Below are 23763 nucleotides of genomic sequence, written 5' to 3'. Positions count from 1 at the left end.
TATTGAATCGTTGGAGAATAATTTTGAAGAACTATTAATATTTTTTAATATTAACCCAGAAATAGAAAGATAATATATTTGACTAGCACAATAAAAAATAAACAAATATAATATAAAGACAATAAAATAAAAAATCACTTTCATAAATATGTAATATTTATTAAACAATAATTTATATTATTTGAATAATATACAATAATATTATGGATTGATACTAATTAGTAGTTAACATAATATAATAAGTCAACTAACTTTTTTTTGATAAATTAAGAGATTAAGATAATTTTCTATTTAATGATTTAAAAGATAATTTAAAAATTAGTTTCTCTATGATGGTAACATTATTTTTTTAACTTAACATGTTTAGAAAAAAGACAATTATAAATAAATCTTTAATATATAAATGTTCTTATATTTTTATGTATTTTATGCCATATGATTTTTAAAAATAAATTAACTATATAATTGAATTTATATCTGATTAAAATTATTTTATTAACTAATGATGAAAAAAGTGATTATTAAGATATAGTAGTTTTATTTTCTTAATAATATAAAATTTTTCATTTCCTTACTTAGAACTTCACCTTTTATTTTTACTAAACCGTGTTTGTATATTTTACCTTTAATTGTGTATCTTTTGTTTCATTCTTCTGTTGGTTGAAATACACCGTTATAATCAAGACGTAATCAATTTTTATCAAAAGCATCATGATATACATGGTCAATTATTATGCCATTATTTTCATTAGATAACAAACTTAAATATTCTTCTTTTTGTTTTGGATTGTTTTTTATTTTTAGTTTTATATCACTAACAGGTAAAATGTGTGCCGCTTCCATTTGTTCAATAGCATCTGGTAAATAATTGAATTCATTAGATGAAGATTCAATATCACTATAATATGTGTCATTATTTTTGTTTCTATTTTTTAAAATATTTTCTCTTAATTTTTGTCTACACCTTTCTATATCATTATTAAGTTGAATAACATCTACAAATTCTTTATGCATATTATAATTTGTGTCAATAATAAAATTAGTTTCATTTTTGTCAAATAACAAAAATAATATATCATCTAAAAATTTGTGTAAAACTATATTATCTAAATTTTCACGGAAATCATAATTTTCATTATTTATTATTCAATTATTATTGCTATTAATATTAAATTCTATTAATGATTTTGTTTTTTTAACTAATTGAATATAAGTTTCAGATAAAATTTTGTATATTATTTTAAATTTATCAATTTCGTTATTGTATCCTATATTATTTATTTTTTTGTTTTTTAAATGTTTTATACAAGATCATTTGGGATCATTTTGATTATTAAAAATTATTTTGTTTTTATCTAAAAAATAAACAGTACTAACAAAAAATGAAAATGCCATATTCATAATATCTTTATTATTGTCTTTGATTCCTTTGATTATAAAATCATAAACAATTCCCAAAGTCATTCATTCATTAACACTACCACTTAAATAAATTAATTTAAATTCACTGCTTAATAAAACCTCATAATTTTTATTATCATCTAATTTGGAACTAAAGAATCTAGACAAGTTTTCATAATCTTTAATTATAATAACTTTGAAAAATGACAAAACTCTAACATATTGAAACATTGTGTTTTTTGCTACTTCATCTTTATTTTTTGAGCTTGTAGGAGTTATATTTTCATTATTAAATATTAATTTATATCCATTCTGATTTTTAACTATATTTAGTTTGTAAACATCATTTTTTTGAAATCCAACATTTAATATTTTTTCAAAAAAAACATTAAGAATTGTTAAAATTTGTGTGTCCATATTTCAAATTTTAGGCACCATATTTTTTATCATCTTTTTTTCATTTTCTGAATTAGCATTATTTATTAATTCAGTTTTTAGAAATAAGTTATAAATTACATCAAATTTTTTTATTATATGTTTTGAAAATGAATTATTTTTATAATTATTTTCCATAATCATTCTCCATAATTTGTGAAATTATATCTTTTATTAACAATTCTGGGATTGAGCTTCTTCTTGAATAAGAACCTTTTGCCATATGATTTTTATTACCTGATACTTTATTTTCTTTCAAATTTAATTTGATGTTACTTTTAAAAATTGTTGGTTTTGCTGAAAAATTTTCATCATATGATGAGTAAAATGTTGAATTCATGTAATATTTTTTATTTCTTGGGAAATCTCAATGATTAAGCTGGAATTCTCAAGTTTTTGATGTCTTAGGATTTTCAATAATTCAAACTTTTGGATTAAAATATTCAATTATTTCTATTGTTCCACCAATTGTTGATTCTCCTAATATTCGACCTCTTTCTTTTTGAGCAAAATATCTTTTTTTAACAGGATGACAATTTTTTTTGTACTCATCATAATAAATTCTATTTTTTACAATTCACTCAAAATTTTTGTTTATTGATCTAAACATTTTTCCATTACAATCGGCTCCACTTCATGATTCACAAGGAGGAGACGCTAATATTACATCAGGATGTGGTAATTTTTTAAGTTCATTTATTAACTCATGATTATTAAGAGATAAATCTATTTTGTGATAAAAATAATTCTCTTTTTCTTTAAAAGAGATATTATTAATTCCAATTGAATGAACTTCTATTTTTCCATGAAAATATTTTTTTATAGCTTTTTTATAAGAAGATTCTGCATCATCGTATAGAGCCCAAACGATTATTTTTTTGGCAGAATTAACCGTATTTTTCTTTACTCTTTTAATTAAAAAAATATTATAATTACCTATATTATTAATTATTTTTAATAAAAATTTAAATATTGTATACAATTTTTTTATATTTATTGTTTTTAGGAGAAAAGATGGTAAAGAAAAATACGGTTTTATCTACTTTCCCTAACTGACATGTGAAGTGCAACACTTCAATGTTACATTAAACTCTCGACTTTGAAATATAAGTTGAGAGTTTTTTTGTTTTAAATATTTTCTTGATACATTTGGTAAGCTGTTTTATAACCAAACATTTTTCTTGGGATGTTGTTTACTTTTCATTCAAGAGTTTTTATTTTATCTTCACTTACTAAACTGAAGTCAGTTCCTTTTTTATATCATCTTCTAACTATCCCATTTATGTTCTCGTTGGACCCTCTTTGAAATGAAGAATAAGGTTGGCAATAATAAACTTTAAAGTTGAATTGTTTTGCAGTTATTCCCATCATTTGAAACTCTAACCCATTATCAACAGTGATGCTTTTTATTGGGAGTTTTTCATCTCGAATAATGGTATACATTTTAGCCATCATTGATCTAGCGTTCTTCCCTTTTATTTTTCTAATAATTGCCAACCTTGTTTTTCTTTCCACTAATGTCAATAAGTGGTAATAACCACTTTGCCTTTTACTAACTATTAGATCAGCTTCTCAATGTCCAAATTCTTTTCTATTGTTTATCTTTTCTGGTCTTAGACTATAAGGAATGCAGTATTTTCCATCAATTTTAGAAAATATACCTATTTTTCTTCTTTTCCCTTTAACATATTTTCTTCTTAAACAATCTCTTCTTTGTATCTTTCAAATCTTGCTATTGATTCATCTAAATACTTGCCTAGCACTTGGAACTTTAACTAATGGATAGTTTTCTTTTATTCAAAAAATTGTAGCTTCTACACCATGAGATTTAGGATTAAATTTTTGAATAAAAAGATCTGTGAAGTTTTTGTACTTCAACATAAAAAACATATGACAATTTGATTTTCTTCTAATGTATTTTTTGTGAGCAGTTGATGAATAATAAATCCCTGTTGAAGATGTGTTTCTTTTTAATTCTCTTGATATTGTTGATTTGTTTTTATTTAAGATTTTTGCAATCTTATTCATAGAATATTTTTCTTTATTTCAAAGAAAATAAATTAAGCATCTTTCTTCTTTTGTTAAATGTTTATAAGTTTTCATAAGCACTCCTAATATTCATTATCTTTTTATTAGTGAACACTTACAAACAAAACAAATGAAGTGCACACTCTTTTTTGAGTGTTGCACTTCACATGTCAATCGAGCTTCTTAATTTTGAAAATGTAATATTCAAAGATAATGAATTAATAGTTATAAGATAGAATGTTTTACAACTATGTTGTTTTATTTATGAGATATTTTTACTTACAAGTTAGTAATTTTATTTTGTTAAATGTAATTTATAAAATAAAATTTAATTAATTTACTAATTTTATGCAAAAGTTATTTTTTATTAAATAAACACTTATAAAAATTACATATATCAACTGAAATTAAAAATTAATAGAGCTCAACCATGAAATATATTTTGAAAATAATATTTTATTGAAGAAGATTGGTTAACAAAAAAACTAAAAATATGTAGCGAAAAATATGATAAACAATTTATTTCTGGTTTAAAATATTTTATTTTGGTGTTAGTTGCTTTATTTATTAATTTAACTATAATTTCTTATATGAAAATATTTAAATTATTTTTTTCTATAACATTATCTTTGCCTATTTTAGTTTCACCTGTGGCTTTAATATCATGTTCAAAAAATGTGAACAAAAAATCATTTATAAATTTAAATGATTATGCAGATATTAGTAAAAATAATAGTTTAACAGGAAGAATTCAATCAAACAAAAATTACTCTTTTGATGAAATAAAAGAAATTGGAAAAAATTTTGTAAATTCATTAAATTATGATTTTAAAAAAGAATTGGTTATTCAAGTAGTTAATAACTATTTTAAAACTTATATAAATTCAAAGGGATCAACAATACAAAAAACAATTCCAAAAATAGAAACTAATGGTAATGTATTAACTATTTCATATGATTTAATTTATATAAAAGAATTTAACACTAGCTTAATTTTTGAAAAAAGATCAAAAGGTGATATTGAAGAATATATTGTTACTTTTGATTTAAATAACTTAACTATTTATCCTTATATAAATACCTCATTAACAAATTATTTAAGTTTTAAATTCAAACCAAATACATTTGTAAAAAAATTTAAAAAAAGTAATTCGAAAAATTATGAATATCAAATTCAAGATAACACAATAGAGTTCAACACTGATAATCAACAAGTTACTTACCTGAATAAAGAATATTATTTATCACTAGATTTTAATAATTCATTAAATTCAATTAATTTAAATGAAAAAATCAAAAATAGTTATTTGTATAACAAATCAAATGAAATTGAAAAAAGTTTTTATTTAGAAACGATAAAACTTTTAGAAAATAGAGAAAATAATTTATATTTTGCAGTTGATCAAGTTGATTCTTATTACCCTAAATTAACAACAAGCGGATTAAAGTTACAAGGTATAATCGAACAAAAAACAAATATTGACATTAAATTAATAAATCAAAAATTTTTAAATAATTTATCTCAAGAATTGATAACTTTATACAATTTCCCTGCAACTATAAATTGTGCTAATAATGGGAAATATAACTTTATTTATATAGAACCATCAAATTCAACACCAATAAAAACAATATTGCCAGAAAATAATGATGGCAAAATTATTGATTTAGAAACAAATCAAAATTATAAAAATAATTATTACTCATTTTTGTTTCCTAATGATTCATATAAAAATCTTATAAATGTTAAAAATAAAATTAACAATGTTTTGTCAAAAAATGTTGAGTGAATTAATAATGAGTTTAATACAAGTTTTACTTTTAACTCAATAGATAGCAATTTTAAAGAATTTAATGATAAATTAAGTGTTGAACAAAAAGTTTATTTAATCTACAAATTATTATTACCAGAAGTTTCATATGGTCAATTGAATCAAAACAGTAGTAATATAATTGGGTTTATTGAAAATAAAGTTTTGTGTCAAGGTTATGCTATGACATTTAGTTATATAGCTAATATTTTCAATATTCAAAATGTTTACATAACAGGATATGTTTACACAAATGCTGTTCCAGGCCAATCTGATTCAAGTGGATTGCACGCATGAAATGCAATTTATGACAATGAAAAATGAACATGATTTGATCCAACTTGGGATGATAGTTTATTTGCTTCATCATCTTATAAATATGATTATTTTATGTTGCCTAAAAATAAATTTTTTTCAGATAAATCCCATATCAATATTACCAATTGGGATAATGGAAACTTTTTGGATTTTTATAAGTAAAATTTACCAAATCAAAATTAATAAATTTTGTTAAAAATATTTACAAAAATAAATTTTTAAAAAAATATTTTATTTCGCGCTTTAATTTCTTATAAAAAAATCTTAAAATATTATTAGTTTTTAAGTGATTAAAAACTAATTAATTTTAATTAATAATTGTAGTTTGGAAAGAGTTGGTATGAATAAAAAAGGTATGGGTACTTCTAAAAAAATTAAATATCTTATTGGTGGATTAACATTAACATCAGCTGCTATAGTTTCTGTTTCTGTTGCAACTACTACACCATATATTCTTACAAAAGAATTTAATAATTCTTCAAATAAACCAGTTAAAGGTTATAAATATGAAATTAAAATAAATCCATTTAGTGAAAAAAATATGGTAGTAAATCAAGATTATGTAACAACATTTGATGCTTCATCAGATGATCCAAATTTTGATAAATACACTTATTCAATAACTTATCATTCAACTAATAGTGAAGTTTCTATTGTTGAGAATAAAAAGATAAAATTTAAAGCAAAAAGTGATGGTTATTTTTCTTTTACAGTATCAATGTTAGACCAAGTAACAAGAAAAATTCTTTGCTCATCATCATTAGGTTTTAATGTGACTTCTGGTATTATTGTTAACATATAATTTTATAAATTAATAAATTATTTAAGCTTCTTAGTTTTGAACTAGGAAGCTTTTATTAATAAAAATAATATATATTAAACATAACAATAAAATTGCAAAAAACTTTAATATATAATATAAAGATATAAAAAAAGAATTCTAATTATGAAACAAAAAAAATCAAATAAAATATTAAAATGATCTTTAAGTATAATTTTTTTCATATCATTATTTTTATTTTTACTTTCATTTTCTATTGCTATGCCAGTATTAAATAGATGATTTTATTTTGTACAAATAAAAACCTTAAACATTAGTGAAATTAGTGGATATTCATATAATGATATAGTTTACTCATATAATAAATTATTAGATTATTTAACATTTCCATGAGCTGGTTTTGATCTTGGAGTATTTAAATATTCTCAAGAAGGAAAAGAACATTTCCAAGATACAAAAGTATTATTTATGATTGATCTTTCAATTTTGATAGTTACATCTATAATTTGTTTAGTTTTTGTTATTGTTAATTGAAGAATAAAAAATAAATTTTTAGTTAAAGTTTTAAATAAAAGTATTGGATTTTTAGTTTCAATTATTTCATTAATATTGATATTGTTAATTGTGTTTTTAGTTTAACTAGATTTTGAAAAAGCATTTATAATTTTTCATAAAATATTTTTTAAAGGGAAAGATAATTGAGTTTTTGATCCAACTGTAGACCCAATTATAAAGATACTACCTGAACAATTTTTCTTAAATAGTTTCATATTCATTGCAGTTGTTTACTTATTTTCACATCTTGTAATAATTTCAAAAGAAGTTATTTTACTAAAAAAAAGAAAAAATAAAGTACAAAAAGCAGCTTAAAAATTAATAATAAAAGTTGTGAAATTGCATTTTTATAATTTTTTATCTTAAACTTATTTATAATATTTCTATTTTAAACATATAATATTTCTTGGGAAATTTTTTTATGAGGTTTAAAATGGATATAAAAGATTTTTTAAAAGATGATCTTTTTATAATTAATGAAACATTTAAAGATAAGAAAGAAGCATTAACTTTTTTCTCGAATGTTTTAAAAGAAAAAGGTTATGCTTTAGACTCTAAAATTGTTTTAGAAAAAGCAATGGCTAGAGAAAATGAATTTTCAACTGGAATTGGTAACAAAATTGCTATCCCACATATTAGGGATAATGTTATGAAAACTCCAGTAATTTTGTTTGCAAAAGTTAAACCAATGGATTGACAATCCCTTGATGGTCAAAAAGTTGAAGTTATATTTTTTATTGCACTTGATCAAAATTCAGGAGAAAATTCTCATCTTGAAGTTATTGCTAATTTATCAAGAAGATTCATGGATGAAAGTTTTATAGACAATTTACTAAAAATAAACACTTTCAAAGAACTTATAACTTTGTTATCAAATGATAATCAAAATACTAAAAATAATGAATCTGATAAAAATGCTAATACCCAAGAAAATGTATATGATGTTGTTGCTATTACAGCATGTCCTACAGGAATAGCACATACATTTATGGCAGCTCAAAGTCTTGAAAAGGCTGCAAAAGAAATGGGTATAAAAATAAAGGTTGAAACTCAAGGAACAGAAGGTCCAAAAAATGTACTAACTCAAGAAGAAATTAATAATGCAAAAGGTGTTATTATAGCTGTTGATAAAGTGGTAGATTTATCAAGATTTAGCGGAAAAGAAAATGTACTTGAAATGGGTACAAAAGCTGTAATAAAAGACCCTAAAAAAGAGATTAATAGAATTTTAAACAAAGAAGGCAAAACAATGTCTGGATCTAAACATGCATCAAATCCATCTTCAAAATTTGATGATTCTTCTGACATGATGTCTTTTAAAGGATTTGGAAAAAGAATATATAAAGGAATAATGAATGGTGTTTCATATATGCTGCCGTTTGTTGTGTTTGGTGGTATTATGATAGCTCTTGCTTTTTTAATTGATATTAATAATGCTGGTAATGATTTTTATGGTGAAGTTAATGATGCTGCTAAATGATTTAAAAGATTAGGTGGAATTTCATTTGATTTATTGGTACCAATTCTTTGTGCATACATGTGTTTTGGTCTTGTTGGTAAATTCGGACTATTGCCAGGTTTTGTTTGTGGGTTTATATCAAACGGTAAATTCTTATTTAATATTGATATTGAAAAAGGTACAGTTGATTGATTTGCTAATAGCGAAGTATCAAGCGGTTTCTTTGGTGCAATTGGTGGTGCAATTTTAACATCTGTAATAATTATTGTTTTATGTAAGTATGTGTTTGTTAAACTTCCACAATCACTTAATGGAATTAAAAACATTTTATTTATTCCATTAATTGGAACTTTATTAATTGCAGCAATATTCTGAATTTGTAATATTCCTTTAATATTCTTAAATTGAGGATTTTCTAAATTACTTTCATTAATTAATTCACAATCTTATCTATTACCACTATTAGGATTGCTAATTGGTATAATGATGGCATTTGACTTAGGTGGTCCAATTAATAAGGCGGCTTATTTATTCTCAATTGCAACTCTTCAAGATAATTCTATCAATACAGGTAATGGAACTGTAGCTATGGCGGCATCAATGGCTTCTGGTATGGTTCCACCATTAGGAATAGCTTTAGCTGCAACATTCTTTAAAAATATATTTGATAAAGAACAAAGACAAGCAGCTTTAACAAATTACATAATGGGTATTTCATTTGTATCAGAAGGGGCAATTCCATTTACAGCAGAAAAACCAAAAGTAATGATTCCAGCAAACATAGTAGGTGGTGCAATTACTGGATTATTGGTTGGTAGTTTCCAAATTACTTTAAATGCTCCACATGGTGGTGTGTTTGTGTTTCCATTAGTACAAACAAGTTTATTTGGAGTGGTTAATAAATCTATAGCTATTGGAGCTGGTATTGGTCTTTACCTTGTTTCAATTATCGTAGGTAGTCTTATATCAATGTTAATAATATGAATTCTTAATAGAACATTAACAAAAAAGCAAGATCCAATAAAGAAAGATGAAAAAGTTGAACAATCAGCAATTAAACCATTTTGAAAAATAAATAAAAAAGATAATCAATCAAGTAAATTTAGTGTTAAAAATTATTTTTATAAAGAAAACAATCAAAAATGATATATACAATAACTTTTTCTCCATCGATTGATTATGTAATAAAAAGTAATAAAGAATTTAATTCATATGGATTAAATAGAATTAATGATTTTGATATTTTTTGTGGTGGTAAAGGTATAAATGCTTCTGTTGTTTTAAAAAGAATTGGTTTTGATTCAAGAGTGATAACTTTTACTGGAGGTAAAACTAAAAACTTTTTTTATGATTTACTTAAACAAGAAAATTTAGAAGTAATAAATTTTGAAGTAGAAGATAATACAAGAATTAATGTCAAATATTTTGGTGATAATAATTCGTTTGAAATAAATGGTCCAAGAACTAACATATCTGAAAATAGAATTAATGAATTGCTAGCTTTTATAAGTTGTTTTAATAAAGATGACATAGTTTTTATAATGGGTGTGTGTAAACAAGACCATCTTATAAAACTTGTGGATGCTTTAAATAAAAACAATGTTGAATTTGTATTGGATGTTGATTTAGAAAATAATTTAGAAGTTTTAAAATATAAACCATTTATCATTAAACCTAATGTTGATGAGTTACAGAGAATGTTAAATATAACAATTAATAGTGAAAATGATATTCTTAATTCAATGAAAAAATTAATTTCATTAGGATGTAAGAACGTTATGGTTTCTAATGGGAAAGATGGTAGTTATTTATTAACTAAAAATAACACTTTTTATAAAGTAAAAATAGATGAAATACAAGGTATTAAAAGTACTGTTGGTGCTGGTGATACATTGATTAGCAGTTTTGTGTGTTTGTATAAGAATACAAATAATGTTTATGATTCACTTTTAAAAGCCACTTCTTTATCAATTGGAACTTCATGCAGCATGTGGTTAGCAAAAAATGAAGATATTGATAAATTTAAAAACAAAATAAAAATATATAAAAACATTTAATAAAATAAAATATCTTTAATTTCTAAAATTTTGTTAAAGATATTTTATCCCTAACTGACATGTGAAGTGCAACACTTCAATGTTACATTAAACTCTCGACTTTGAAATATAAGTTGAGAGTTTTTTTGTTTTAAATATTTTCTTGATACATTTGGTAAGCTGTTTTATAACCAAACATTTTTCTTGGGATGTTGTTTACTTTTCATTCAAGAGTTTTTATTTTATCTTCACTTACTAAACTGAAGTCAGTTCCTTTTTTATATCATCTTCTAACTATCCCATTTATGTTCTCGTTGGACCCTCTTTGGAATGAAGAATAAGGTTGGCAATAATAAACTTTAAAGTTGAATTGTTTTGCAGTTATTCCCATCATTTGAAACTCTAACCCATTATCAACAGTAATGCTTTTTATTGGGAGTTTTTCATCTCGAATAATGGTATACATTTTAGCCATCATTGATCTAGCGTTCTTCCCTTTTATTTTTCTAATAATTGCCAACCTTGTTTTTCTTTCCACTAATGTCAATAAGTGGTAATAACCACTTTGCCTTTTACTAACTATTAGATCAGCTTCTCAATGTCCAAATTCTTTTCTATTGTTTATCTTTTCTGGTCTTAGACTATAAGGAATGCAGTATTTTCCATCAATTTTAGAAAATATACCTATTTTTCTTCTTTTTCCTTTAACATATTTTCTTCTTAAACAATCTCTTCTTTGTATCTTTCAAATCTTGCTATTGATTCATCTAAATACTTGCCTAGCACTTGGAACTTTAACTAACGGATAGTTTTCTTTTATTCAAAAAATTGTAGCTTCTACACCATGAGATTTAGGATTAAATTTTTGAATAAAAAGATCTGTGAAGTTTTTGTACTTCAACATAAAAAACATATGACAATTTGATTTTCTTCTAATGTATTTTTTGTGAGCAGTTGATGAATAATAAATCCCTGTTGAAGATGTGTTTCTTTTTAATTCTCTTGATATTGTTGATTTGTTTTTATTTAAGATTTTTGCAATCTTATTCATAGAATATTTTTCTTTATTTCAAAGAAAATAAATTAAGCATCTTTCTTCTTTTGTTAAATGTTTATAAGTTTTCATAAGCACTCCTAATATTCATTATCTTTTTATTAGTGAACACTTACAAACAAAACAAATGAAGTGCACACTCTTTTTTGAGTGTTGCACTTCACATGTAAATCGAGCATAAAATATCTTTAATTTCTAAAATTTTGTTAAAGATATTTTATTTTCTTTTTTGCTTGTATAGTTGATTTATATTTAATAACGGTTACAATCAATTAAAGCAAGAGAGGATATAAAATATGAAAAAAAAATTTAAAATCTTGTTAACTTCAGCAAGTGTTATTGCTATGGGTGCTGGAGTAGGTGTATATGTTGCTACAACAAATACACAAAATACAAGTGTTAATGTAAATAATAATGAAAATATTAATTACAAAACTAATGGAACAGTTGTTACTGGTGACAAACTAACTTTTTCAGCAGTAGTACAACAAAATTCAAACATAAGTACACAAGCATTTATTAGCGATGGTACTAAACCTGTTGGAACTTATAACAAAGAAATTAATTTAGGAAAGGATTCAATTACTCCTAAATATACATCAGGTTATGTTGAAACTTATTTAGAAAGTGGAGATACTGTATCAAGATATAGTTCATCAGAGTACCATAACAATAGAACTTTGATGCCAATATTGGATACAAAAGAACACTATTACACATCAGAAAGAACATATAGTGAAATTCAAAAAGGTATATATAGAGGTTGAGAAATTTCAACACCATCTATAAATTATGGGGAAAAATTTTCTTATAATGCTAGTGCTGTGTTAAAAACAGTTTTCAAACAATTAAAACAAGAAACAGTTAGTGCTGTTCAATTCAATTTAGGACTTAGTGATACATCAATTGAATCAATTAATAGTTTCTTAAAAACTAATTCTGATATTCAATTTGTAACTATTAAAGGAATTAGCCAAGATACAGATTTATCAAAATTAGTATTACCAGAATCAGTTCAAAAATTAACATTATTAGGTCAAAGAAATACTATTAATGATTTAAAATTACCTTCAGAACTTCAAGAAATTGAAATTTATTTAGGTAGTTCATTAAAAAGTATTGATCCACTAATTTTCCCTAAATCAGCAAATATTATTTCAGATGTTGTTATGAATAATACTTCATCAGTATTTACTGAAATTAAATTGTCTGATTCTACAATAGATAATAATAGTCCTAAGTTACAAGAAGCAATTGATGATGTTTACACATATAGAATTAAAGAACGTGCATTCCAAGGTTTAGTACCTGGTGGATATATTGCATCATGAGACTTAACAGGAACAAAGGTAACATCATTCAATAATGTTAATATTCCTCCTTTAAACGATGGAACAGGTAGATTTTATATTGCTCATGTTGAAGTTAAAACTGATGGAAACTTTGGAAATTCACAAAATGAATCAATAGGAAGCAAACCATCAAATGACTCTCAAATAAATGATTGATTTGATTGAGGTGGTGGATGACAAAAAGTTCAAGAAGTTGTAGTTTCATCATCTGAAAATGTTAGTTTAGAGACTGCTACTCAAGAAATTATGGGATTCATTGCTAAATACCCAAATGTTAAAAAAATTAACATTGTTAATGTTAAATTAACTGATGGTTCAACTCATGAACAATTAAAAGATAATGTGATAAAAGCTATAACTGCAAAATATGGTGAAGAATCTCAATACAAAGACATTGAATTTGTTCTTCCAGAAACAGTTCCATCTCCAGTAGCTTAATTAAATAAATTTGTTGTAAAAAATTCATAGTTTAAACTATGAATTTTTTTTATTGTATTTATAATTTTAATATTCAAAAATTTTTTTAAATTTAAACAAGTCCATTTTTATATTTTTACATTAGTTTTTTTGTCTGTGCATCATAACAAGATCAAGCAATTGTTTGGAAATTATTTAAATTATTTTGCATAACCATAAAATTAAAACCAAAATCAATAATAACATAAGAAGCTTTATGTTTTAACCCAATAATTTTTAATTGTTCAATTTTCTCGAAAATATTTTCTGACTCATCATTAATTTCTAATTCAAAAATTAATAAAAGATCACCAGAGTTATTTACAAAACTTTTGTTTTCGTCAATTTTTTTCTTTTTGTGTTTAAAACCATTATTTTCTAAAAAAACTTTTAATATTTTTTTAGCATCATTTGTTTTTAGACTACTTGCTTTATTATCATTAAAAAATATTTCATTATTAACATTATTAATGTTTAATAGTAAAGCTTTATCTTTAAACTTTAATAGATTTTTTGTGAAAAAATTTTCTATTTTAAATAAATTATATTTGCTATCAATATCTTTTGGAATTCTTATTTCATTAACTAATGAATCAATTAATAAGTCGAAAGTATAGAAATCTAAGCTTTTAATTAAATACATATATAAAACATCAATAAAAAAATCTATATGTTTTTCAAAATATTTTTTATCAACTTTTTTTAATATGTGAGTTTTAAATACATTTAGTATGTTTAATACTTGTAAATTATTATCTGTTGTCTCATAAAAAACATCTATATAATTTTTAAATTGATCATTCTTTTTGTATAAACTAATAAAATCAAAACCAAAGTCTTTAGACATTCTACTTAAAATAAAATTTATGATTCTTTCTTTGTTGTAACCATTTTTATAATTATTTACATCAAATACAGCATAATTTAAAGAACTTCCTCAAGAATCACTAAATATGTTTTTCATTTGGTAGTTTTCTAAAATTGTTACAGTAAAACAAACATTGTTTCCTAGTGCATTATGAATCATTAATAAATCTAAATTACTTCAATAATTTTTTTCAGTATATGAAATTTCATTTAAATAATAATTTTGATTTTTAGTGATTTTAATTTTTTTTCAATAATGTTTTGTATTTTCTTTTGTTTGTGTTGGCAAAATAAAATATTTAGCTAATATTTTTTTATAACCATCAGGTAGATTTTTAGATATTAGTTCATATCTGCTAGCAATAATTGAACTAACTAAATAGAAAATAACTGATACTATACCAGATATAATTGCAAGACCACAAAAAGCTAATAAAACAACATAACCAGCATAAGTAAATGTTTCAATAATTTCTTTGTTTCTTAATAGTGCAATTGATAAAATTGGAGTTCCAATTGATGTTCCAATTGTAGTTATTGTTGTAAGGATTGGGAATATGGTTTTTATTTTGTTGTTATTAACAGATTTAACTCAATGTTTTTCAAGATAATCTAATTTCTTTTTGATTCTATTAAGTTTTCACTTTTTAAACCGATTTGATAATTTTTTAAAAACTTTAGAGGGATGCATATTCTCAACCTTAAGGTTCTCTCTTAGACACATTGCAATAGTTTCCTGAATCATTTCAGCATTAAAACTATATACACCTTTATTTAATATTTCTGAATTATTGTTTTGTTCGTCATCAACCTTTTTAGAATTTTTTCTTTTTGTTGCTTCTATTAATGAATTATAAAAAGTTGTATGTACTTTTTTGTTTGTTGGTTCATTAGTTGACATATATTGGTGCAATGAATTAATTATTTTAGTTTTTTTATTATTTATTTTTCCAACTATTGCAATTGATTTAGAATCTTTGTTTTCTAATGTTTTAATTAATTTTTCTAATTCAAATGTTTGGTTTTTTCTAGTTTGATTCATTTTGTTTAACTCCCAATATAAATAAAATACATAGATTAAATAATTATAATTTATATTAATTTTAAACAATATAAATTAATGAAAAGATTAATTTTAAAACTGTTAAATTTATATAAAAAATAAATATTTAAAAAACATCATTAAAATCCATTATTTTATATGGATCTATATATTTTGCATTTATACCCTTTTGTTGCAATATTACTACAAGATCTTTTATGTATGTTTTTTCTTTTAAACCACTTTTAGAAATATGTGAAAATATAAATAATTTAGTTTTCTTTGAATAATATTTTTTTAAAAATTTTTCAGCATCATCAATTGACATATGATTTTCGTTGTTAAAATGTTTTTTGTTTTCAGCTTTTGTATTTAACTTAGAATTTCCATAATTTGATTCAACTATGTAACAATCCATTTTTTTAAATAGTTTATTTTCAAAATATTCTGAGTCTGTAAAGTATAATAATTTTTTATTTTTGTTTTTTACAATATAACCAACAGAACCACTTATGTTGTGGATAGTTTTAAATGCTTTAAATTTTCAATTAGAGTTTGGTACTTTAATTCATTTATTATAATCATTAATTAGCTTAATGTTATCTAATACATTTTTATTGTCTATTTTAAGTTTTAAATGTTCTTTGGTTTCATATGTTGAATAATATAAAATATTTTCTGATATTTTTTCTTTCATTGCACAAACATGATCATTATGTGCATGAGTAATCAAACAACATGAAATGTTTTTGTTATTAATGTTATTTGCGTGTAAAAATTTTTCTATATTTTTATAATTAGTTCCAAAATCAAGTATTAAATATGATGTGCCATCATACAAAGCGATGCAATTGCCATGGGATGATGATTCAATAACTTTAATAAATATTTTTACCATTTAATTTTAAATCTTTTTCATTATTTACTTTTGCAACTATAACTTGATTTGTTGATGTTATTTTATTGAAAGATTCTCCACCATCTATTAAAAAGAAAACTTCAATGTTTCTTTTATGTTTTAAAAAATTATTTAATTCAAATATAACATTCATTTTTTGTGAATAATTCATACAATTTAAAGGTATATTATCTTTTTTTATTATTAGTGCTTCATCATTTTTCTCATCATTGAATAAACTTACGTCAAAATTAGGAAAATATTTTTTAATAATTGCACTAGTCTTTTTGTTTATATTGTTTTTGTGTTCTTCTTGTTTGTTTAAATTGAAATCTATTGTTTTTAATTCTTCTCTTAATTCCTCAAGGTCACTATCAATATTTTTTAGTTCCAGTATTTTTTCATTCATTTCATTTTTATTTAACAATTTTTCAAGAGTAAAGATTTCATTTCTTATTTTGGCTACATCAACATCTTTGTAAAAAATATTATTTTTTAAATCATCAATTGCTTTTTCAATTCTGTCTTTTTCTTTTTTTAGATCATTAATATCATTTTCGATATTTCTAATTTCTTTAATGATTAATTCATCTTGAAAATCATTATTGTTGTTATATTTTTTAATTAAGTATTTTTTATAAATTAATCCAGGAATTATAAATAAAAAATATAAAATGATTAATAATATTTTTTCAGATAGTTTTATTTTTGATGAAATATTTTGCTTATTTACATATTCACCATTTTTAAATTTATTAAGTTTTCTTTCTAATTCTTTAATCCTATTGTCAATTGAAGTGTATTCACTTTCTTTATTATTTATATCCAAATTTATTTGATCAAATTTTGATTCTTTAATTTTAAGTTCTTGAAGTTTTTCAACTTGTTGTTTTTCTTCTTTTTCAATATCAAAATTATTAACATTTATATTTTCTATATTGTTATATTGGATAAACCATTGTTTTTCATTTTCTTTTTTTTTAATAGAATCTAATATAAACTTTCTTTCTTCTTTTATATTTTCTATTTGTTCTAAAATTTGATTGTATTCTTTTGGTTCTATTATTTTATTTTCTTTTTCTAAAATGTTAGCTATGTTTATGATGTTATTTTTTATTTCAATGTTTTCATTGTTTTTTCTTTCGCTTGATAAATAATAATCCATGATAAAAGGATTAAATGATCTTAAAAAATCATCTTGTTGAATGCTTAATTTTTCATAAAGAGAAGACAAATAACTTGATCTATTACTTTGTTTGATTCCATTGATATATCAGTTTTTTGAGTCAGTTTCTAATTTTAATTCATTATCATCGTACAATAAAACAAGTTCAATATTAGGAAGTAATTCGCTATCTTTGTATTTATTATGATTTGGATTAATTGTTTTTGTGTTTATCATTTTCTTATTATTAATGTCATTCTGACTAATCATATATCTTATAGCATCTAATATTGATGATTTTCCTGTACCATTCATACCAGTTATTTCATTGTAATTATCATCAAAGTTTAAACTTATATTCTTTAATGCTCTAAAAGAATTTATATGAAGTTTTTTTACCTTTAATTTATGCATAATTCATTATTCCTTTTAATTTACATTACAAGTAAATTATAAATATTGGATTATTTTTTTAAAAAATTTTAAAAACAACTTTGATATATATTTATTCTAAATATTTGTTAATTCGTGTTAGAACAAGATTTAATTAAAACTTAAATTTTTAAATTAAAATTTTATTATTATGTAATCTATTTATGAATTAAGATATAAAAGATATTTTTATTAATTATTACATTGATAGGAGAATTTATGATTATTTATGAAAATTCTTTATTAGATTTTAAAAATGATATTTTAAGCAATAGGATAGTTGATTCGATACTTAAAAATTTTCATAATAAGGGTTTTAATTTAAAAAGCAATAAATCAGAAATTAATTCATGAAAAAATTCTTTAATGTATATGAATAATATATTTAATATAAACAAATTTCCAGATGATGTATACGTTGCAATAGAATATAAAATTCCACAATCATCAAAGAGAATAGATTTTATGGTTTTTGGTCATGATGAAAACAATCATAAAAATTTTATTTTAATAGAGTTAAAACAGTGAGAAAAAGCTGAAGATAGTGATAAACAAGATATAGTGCTAACATATGTTGGTAATAAAAAAAGAGATGTTTTACACCCATCATATCAATGTAAGAGCTATTTATATTCTTTGGAAATGTTTAATGAATATGTTCACACTAAAAAAGCTTTTGGTAAATCATTAGCATATTTACATAATGCAAAACAAACAGATAATAAAAACCTTTTAAATCAAGAACTATATACAACAATAATAGAATCTCCTATTTATTTTAGTGAAGATAGTCTCAAATTATCTAATGATATTTTTTCTTTGGTTAATAAAGGAAAAGGAAAAGAAATATTGTGAAATATAGAAAATAGTAAGATGGTTCCTTCAAAAAAACTAATAGACTCTTTAAACTCTGTTCTTAATGACCCAAATAATGAAGAATATATGTTATTAGAAGCTCAAAAAGAAGTTTTTGAAAATATAATTGAAAAATATGATGAAACTAATAATGTATTTATAATTAATGGGAATCCAGGAACTGGTAAATCAGTTGTTGCTATTAATTTGCTTAAGGAGTTAATAAATAGAAAGAAAACAGCAATTTATGTAACTCCAAATGCTGCATTTAGAGAGTGTTTGACATCTTCTATTAAGTCTAATAAGTCAAATGAATTATTTAAATCAATATTTGTTGGTTCATCAAGTTTCTATAATTGTGAGAAAAACAAATATGATTGAATTATAGTTGATGAAGCTCATAGATTAAAAAACAAAGCATATATGTATAAAGGTAAAAATCAAATTGAAGACATTATTAAATCATCAAAAAACACAATATTTTTCGTGGATGAAAATCAAGTAATTAGAGATAATGATATAGGAACTAATGAGAATATAAATGAAGTTGCAATGGCATTTAACAAAAAGATCTATAGTGGTAATAAATATACATTAGATATTCAATTTAGATGCTCTGGATCAAGTGGGTATATAAACTCTATTGATAATGCATTACAAATAAGAGAAACTGCAAATTTTTATATTGATGATAATGATTCATATGAGTTTAAATTAGTAGATAATCCTCATAAAATAAACGAGTTAATAGATGAAAAAATTAGCAAAGGTTTTACTAATTCTAAAATAGTTGCAGGCTATGCATGAAAATGAAAAACTAAAGATTTAAATAGAGATCAACTAGCATTGGGAAATCAATATGACATTTATATAGAAGAACACGATTATAAAGGTTATTGAAATTTTGCAAAAGATCTTAAATGAGCAAAAACAGATTTTATGAATAAAGAAATAGGTTGTGTTCATACATGCCAAGGCTTAGAATTTGATTATTGCGGAGTTATCATAGGTCCAGATATAAAAATCGATGATGATAATAACATATTTTGTGATTATGATAATTACTTTGATGCAATGGGAAAGCAAGGGTTAAAAAACAATAGAAAAAAACTTGATGCTTTAATAAAAAATGTTTATAAAATACTTCTTACTAGAGGGCAACTTGGCACTTTTGTTTATATATGTGATGAAAAGTTAAGAGAATATTTTAAAAAGCATTTAAAACAAAGTGCTTAAATTTTTAATTGTCATATAATTCATAAAATACTTTAAAATAAAAATTTGCAAAAATTTATTTAAAACTAAATAGATTTTAATATTTTTATTTCCGCATGATTTATAATTAATTGTTGTGAATTATCGAAAGGAATTAAAGAAAATATGTCAAACAAAAAGAAAATAACAATCGGTCTTGATATAGGGGTTTCATCTGTAGGATGATCAATATTACGTGAAGACAATGTTTTGATTGATTATGGTTCTAGACTTTTTCCAGATGCTGCTAATGCCAAGGATGGTAAATTAGAAAATGAAGCTAGAAGAAGTCATAGATCAATGAGAAGAAGAATTAGAAGAATAAAAACAAGAAAAAATGATTTAATAAAACTTCTAATTAAATATAATATTATTTCAGATCAAGATGAGTTAGCAAAAATATTAGAACAGGGAATAGTAAACGAAACAGGAAATGTTCCTATTGTTGAAATAAAATATAAAGGTTTAAAGGAAAAACTTTCAAAAGAAGAATTGCTAATTTGTCTTTATCACTACATACATAAAAGAGGTTATTTTTATATAACTGAAGAAGATTTAAAAGAAAATGGAGAAAATATTAATAGATTACCAACAGAAATACAGTATGATTTCTATATGAAAAACGGATACTATATTGGCAATGAAGATAATCAAAAATTTTCAAATTTAATTTGAGTTAAAGAGATAGAAAAATTTTTAAGTAAACAATCTTTAGATTCCAATTTTGTTGATGAATACATTTCTTTATTCAGAAGAGTTAGAGATTATTCTGATGGTCCGGGTAGCGAAAAATCACCAACTCCTTATGGTTTATGAAGATTAAATAAAGAAGGAAAAGTTGAAAAAATTGGTGAGAACCTATGAGATGTGTTGGTTGGAAAATGTACAATATATGGTAATGATGATTCAATAAAGGATGAAAAAACAAAGCTTAGGGGTGGAAAAAATTCACCAATTGCTGAAGTTTTTAATTTTATTAATGATTTAACTAATATATATTTGTTTTCTAGTTCTAAATTAAAACTTAATAGTAAAACTAAATTATCCATATTAGATGAATTTAATATTTCACTAAAAACTAGTAAACCTATAAAATCATTTTCTGAAAAAAAACTTGTAAAACACATAATTTCCACCACAGAATTTAAAGATATAAATTTTGATGATGTTTATGGCTATAGAATAGATACTAGTAAAAAACCACTATTTACTAAATTAGAAAATACAATAACAATAGCTAAATGACTTTTAGATAACAATGTTTATAATGAATTAAATATATATGATCAAGAAGATTTAATTAAGATAAATAATATATTTGTTATCTTGCAAAAATCTATGGATATAAACAAAAGAGCGCAACTAGTTTCTGATGAATATAAAATTGATTTACCAATTTGTCTTGAACTTGTTAAAAAGATTAAAGGTGTTATGCAAACACACTCATTTAGTTACAAAGCAATGCTTGAATATATACCAGTTGGCATTAAATATAATGATCTAGAAACTGGAGAAGATACATCAATAAATGCATCAACATATTTTGTTGATAAAATTAACAATCTGAATACTAAATTATTATTTAATGGTAGACCAAGAAAATATATTCCAAAAAATATTTTTGAAGATGGAATTATTTCACCAACATCAAAAAGGGCTTTTATTCAAACAATAAATGTTTTAAATAAAATTATTAAAGTATATTCAAAAGATTATGATATTGACAATATTGCAATTGAACTTCCAAGAGATAAAAACACTGCTGAAGAAAGAAAAAAAATTAGTTCTAATCAAAAGAAGGCAGGAGAAGAAATAGCTGAAGTATTGAAATTTGCAGGATTAAATGTAGAGGAATATACTAGTAAATTAAATAGCAAAACAAAACTTAAACTAAAGCTTTTAAAAGAACAAAACTATAAAGATATCTATGACGGTCAAGAGATTGATGTTATAGATGTTATAAAAAATAGTAATAAATATCATGAAGAACATATTATACCTTATTCACTTTGCTTTATAGATTCAAGAAGAAATAAGGTATTAACAAAATTTGAAAACAATAAACAAAAAGGTAATAAAACACCCTTTCAATGATTATCATCAATAGGAAAATATGCTGAATTCAAAGATAGAGTTGAAAAGCTATTTGTAGAACAAAAAATATCTAAAGCAAAAAAAGAATTATTATTATTTGAACAAGATCCAAGAACAGAAATGCTTGGTTTTATAGAAAAAAACCTTTCTGATACAAGATATGCTTCAAAATTAGTGTTTGATACTTTTAGAGACTTCTTTAAAGTCAACAATCCAAATGTAAAAATTAAAGTTATTAATGGGGCACTAACAAATTATGCTAGATATAATTTATTTGCCACTTATAAAGATGGTCTTCTTGAAAGAAAGGGAATAATGAAGCAAAGAGAGTTTTATGAACATCATGGAATAGATGCAACAATTTTAGCTTTTTTAGGATCAAATCATAAGATAAACCAATTACTTAAGTTAAGTCATAAATTTAAAAAACAAGATGACAATAAAATATATGATGAAAACACTGGAGAATTAATTGAGTTTACAAAAGATTTCTTATCAGATGAAGCTAGAAAAAAAGCTATGGAACTTAGTAAACAAATATTTGAGATTCCTTGTAAATTTTCTAGGCCAATATATAGAAAATCAAATGTTTCCTTCTCAAACGAAACATTGATTTCAATGAAATGAATTGATGATAAATACACAAAAGGTGTTAAAATAAACAAACTTTCTTTAGTGAATAAAGATTTAGATTTAAATGAATATTTTGCAGATTATGAAACTAATGAAATGAAAAATTTAATTTGTTATCAAGAAGATAAAACACTTTATAATAAACTTAAAAATATATATGATAAATATAATAATTTTGTAGAAAACTCTAATATAAAACCAGTTAAAAATCCATTTATTAATTACATGATTAGTAACTTTTCTAGTGATGATTCTAAAATTCAAAATTTTAAACATATAATATTTTATGACCACAAAGGTAATAAAAAATTTGTAAAATCACTTAAAGTTTGTGGAGATGAAAAAAATTTATCTAATATTGTATTAAGAAAAGATCAAAAAGATATAATGAATAGTAAAAAAATTAAGAAATCTGGTATTTTAGAAAGTCTTAATCCAATATCAGCAAGAATATATAAAGATAACAAAGGTAAATACATAACAATTCCAATTAATTCTTTAGTTCTAAATTGAACAAAAAAAGGGTTAGAAATTGATAACGAAAAACTATGCAATATACTTAAATCAAAAAATATTTTTAATAATCAATTTATAGAAATAAATGCAGGACAATCAATAATTAATAATGAAAACAAACTATTTTATTTTGTTGGCGGAGGAGATTTTAAAGTTAACAAATTAGAAATAAAATCTCAATTTTGTGATAATGAAATATTTTTTCCTAGAAAACAAATGAATATATCAATCGCTACTATAATTGATAATTACAAACTATGTGAAGTAGATGAATTAGGAAAAATTTACAATATTAGAAAAATTGTGCTATAATAATATTGT

At 22.8% G+C, this 23763-nt stretch carries 14 protein-coding genes and 1 pseudogene; 8 read left to right on the top strand and 7 right to left on the bottom strand.

Annotated elements, in window-relative coordinates; all coding sequences use genetic code 4:
• Positions 1-537: 537 nt before the first annotated feature.
• The 3 genes from EXC57_RS02865 to EXC57_RS02855 all read right to left on the bottom strand — a co-directional run bounded on the left by EXC57_RS02865 (position 538) and on the right by EXC57_RS02855 (position 3939).
• Positions 538-1974, bottom strand: a complete 1437-nt coding sequence (locus tag EXC57_RS02865) for an MAG4270 family putative restriction endonuclease (RefSeq protein WP_004025367.1) — start codon at positions 1972-1974, stop codon at positions 538-540.
• The gene (locus EXC57_RS02860; RefSeq protein ID WP_129692614.1) at positions 1964-2818 is read right to left on the bottom strand and encodes a DNA methyltransferase; all 855 of its coding nucleotides are present in this window, start codon (positions 2816-2818) and stop codon (positions 1964-1966) included. The genes EXC57_RS02865 and EXC57_RS02860 overlap by 11 nt, the downstream gene beginning before the upstream one ends.
• 146 nt (positions 2819-2964) lie before the next feature.
• Positions 2965-3939 carry an IS30 family transposase gene (locus EXC57_RS02855; protein ID WP_129692495.1) on the bottom strand — a complete coding sequence of 325 codons (975 nt, stop codon included), beginning with the start codon at positions 3937-3939 and terminating at the stop codon, positions 2965-2967.
• A 515-nt stretch (positions 3940-4454) separates the two neighbouring features.
• On the opposite strand from EXC57_RS02855, the gene EXC57_RS02850 reads away from it, so the two are divergent.
• The 5 genes and pseudogenes from EXC57_RS02850 (at position 4455) to EXC57_RS02830 (ending at position 10845) form a co-directional block, all read left to right on the top strand.
• Entirely contained in the window at positions 4455-6155 is a 1701-nt protein-coding gene (locus EXC57_RS02850) for a transglutaminase domain-containing protein (protein ID WP_129692613.1), read from the top strand.
• Positions 6156-6333: 178 nt separating this feature from the next.
• The gene (locus EXC57_RS02845) at positions 6334-6795 is read left to right on the top strand and encodes a hypothetical protein (RefSeq protein WP_129692612.1); all 462 of its coding nucleotides are present in this window, start codon (positions 6334-6336) and stop codon (positions 6793-6795) included.
• A 144-nt stretch (positions 6796-6939) separates the two neighbouring features.
• Positions 6940-7644: pseudogene (locus EXC57_RS05265) on the top strand (TIGR01906 family membrane protein).
• Between the two features lie 118 nt (positions 7645-7762).
• On the top strand, positions 7763-9946 hold the full coding sequence (locus tag EXC57_RS02835; protein ID WP_004025372.1) for a PTS fructose transporter subunit IIABC: 2184 nt from the start codon (positions 7763-7765) through the stop codon (positions 9944-9946).
• Positions 9931-10845 (top strand): 1-phosphofructokinase, encoded by a 915-nt coding sequence (locus EXC57_RS02830; protein ID WP_004025373.1) that lies wholly within the window; start codon positions 9931-9933, stop codon positions 10843-10845. The genes EXC57_RS02835 and EXC57_RS02830 overlap by 16 nt, the downstream gene beginning before the upstream one ends.
• A 130-nt stretch (positions 10846-10975) precedes the next feature.
• On the opposite strand, the gene EXC57_RS02825 is transcribed toward EXC57_RS02830, so the two are convergent.
• Positions 10976-11950 (bottom strand): IS30 family transposase, encoded by a 975-nt coding sequence (locus EXC57_RS02825; RefSeq protein WP_129692495.1) that lies wholly within the window; start codon positions 11948-11950, stop codon positions 10976-10978.
• A 224-nt stretch (positions 11951-12174) separates the two neighbouring features.
• On the opposite strand from EXC57_RS02825, the gene EXC57_RS02820 reads away from it, so the two are divergent.
• Positions 12175-13668: an IgG-blocking protein M gene (locus EXC57_RS02820; RefSeq protein WP_004025288.1), complete on the top strand. Its 1494-nt coding sequence runs from the start codon at positions 12175-12177 to the stop codon at positions 13666-13668.
• 115 nt (positions 13669-13783) lie between these two features.
• On the opposite strand, the gene EXC57_RS02815 is transcribed toward EXC57_RS02820, so the two are convergent.
• The 3 genes from EXC57_RS02815 to EXC57_RS02805 form a co-directional block, all read right to left on the bottom strand.
• Positions 13784-15595 carry a hypothetical protein gene (locus EXC57_RS02815; RefSeq protein ID WP_129692609.1) on the bottom strand — a complete coding sequence of 604 codons (1812 nt, stop codon included), beginning with the start codon at positions 15593-15595 and terminating at the stop codon, positions 13784-13786.
• A gap of 127 nt (positions 15596-15722) precedes the next feature.
• Complete coding sequence (locus tag EXC57_RS02810) at positions 15723-16493, bottom strand: MBL fold metallo-hydrolase (RefSeq protein ID WP_004025290.1); 771 nt, start codon at positions 16491-16493, stop codon at positions 15723-15725.
• Complete coding sequence (locus EXC57_RS02805; protein ID WP_004025291.1) at positions 16474-18072, bottom strand: AAA family ATPase; 1599 nt, start codon at positions 18070-18072, stop codon at positions 16474-16476. Before EXC57_RS02805 ends, EXC57_RS02810 begins: the two co-directional genes overlap by 20 nt.
• A 237-nt stretch (positions 18073-18309) precedes the next feature.
• Here EXC57_RS02805 and EXC57_RS02800 point away from each other — a divergent pair, with 237 nt between their 5' ends.
• Complete coding sequence (locus EXC57_RS02800) at positions 18310-20181, top strand: DUF2075 domain-containing protein (RefSeq protein WP_004025292.1); 1872 nt, start codon at positions 18310-18312, stop codon at positions 20179-20181.
• A 144-nt stretch (positions 20182-20325) separates the two neighbouring features.
• The gene (gene cas9, locus EXC57_RS02795; RefSeq protein ID WP_129692608.1) at positions 20326-23754 is read left to right on the top strand and encodes a type II CRISPR RNA-guided endonuclease Cas9; all 3429 of its coding nucleotides are present in this window, start codon (positions 20326-20328) and stop codon (positions 23752-23754) included.
• Positions 23755-23763 lie beyond the last annotated feature (9 nt).

This window comes from Malacoplasma iowae, assembly GCF_900660615.1.
Taxonomy (GTDB): Bacteria; Bacillota_I; Bacilli_A; order Mycoplasmatales; family Mycoplasmoidaceae; genus Malacoplasma; species Malacoplasma iowae.
This window is presented reverse-complemented; position numbering and strand designations above follow the sequence as displayed.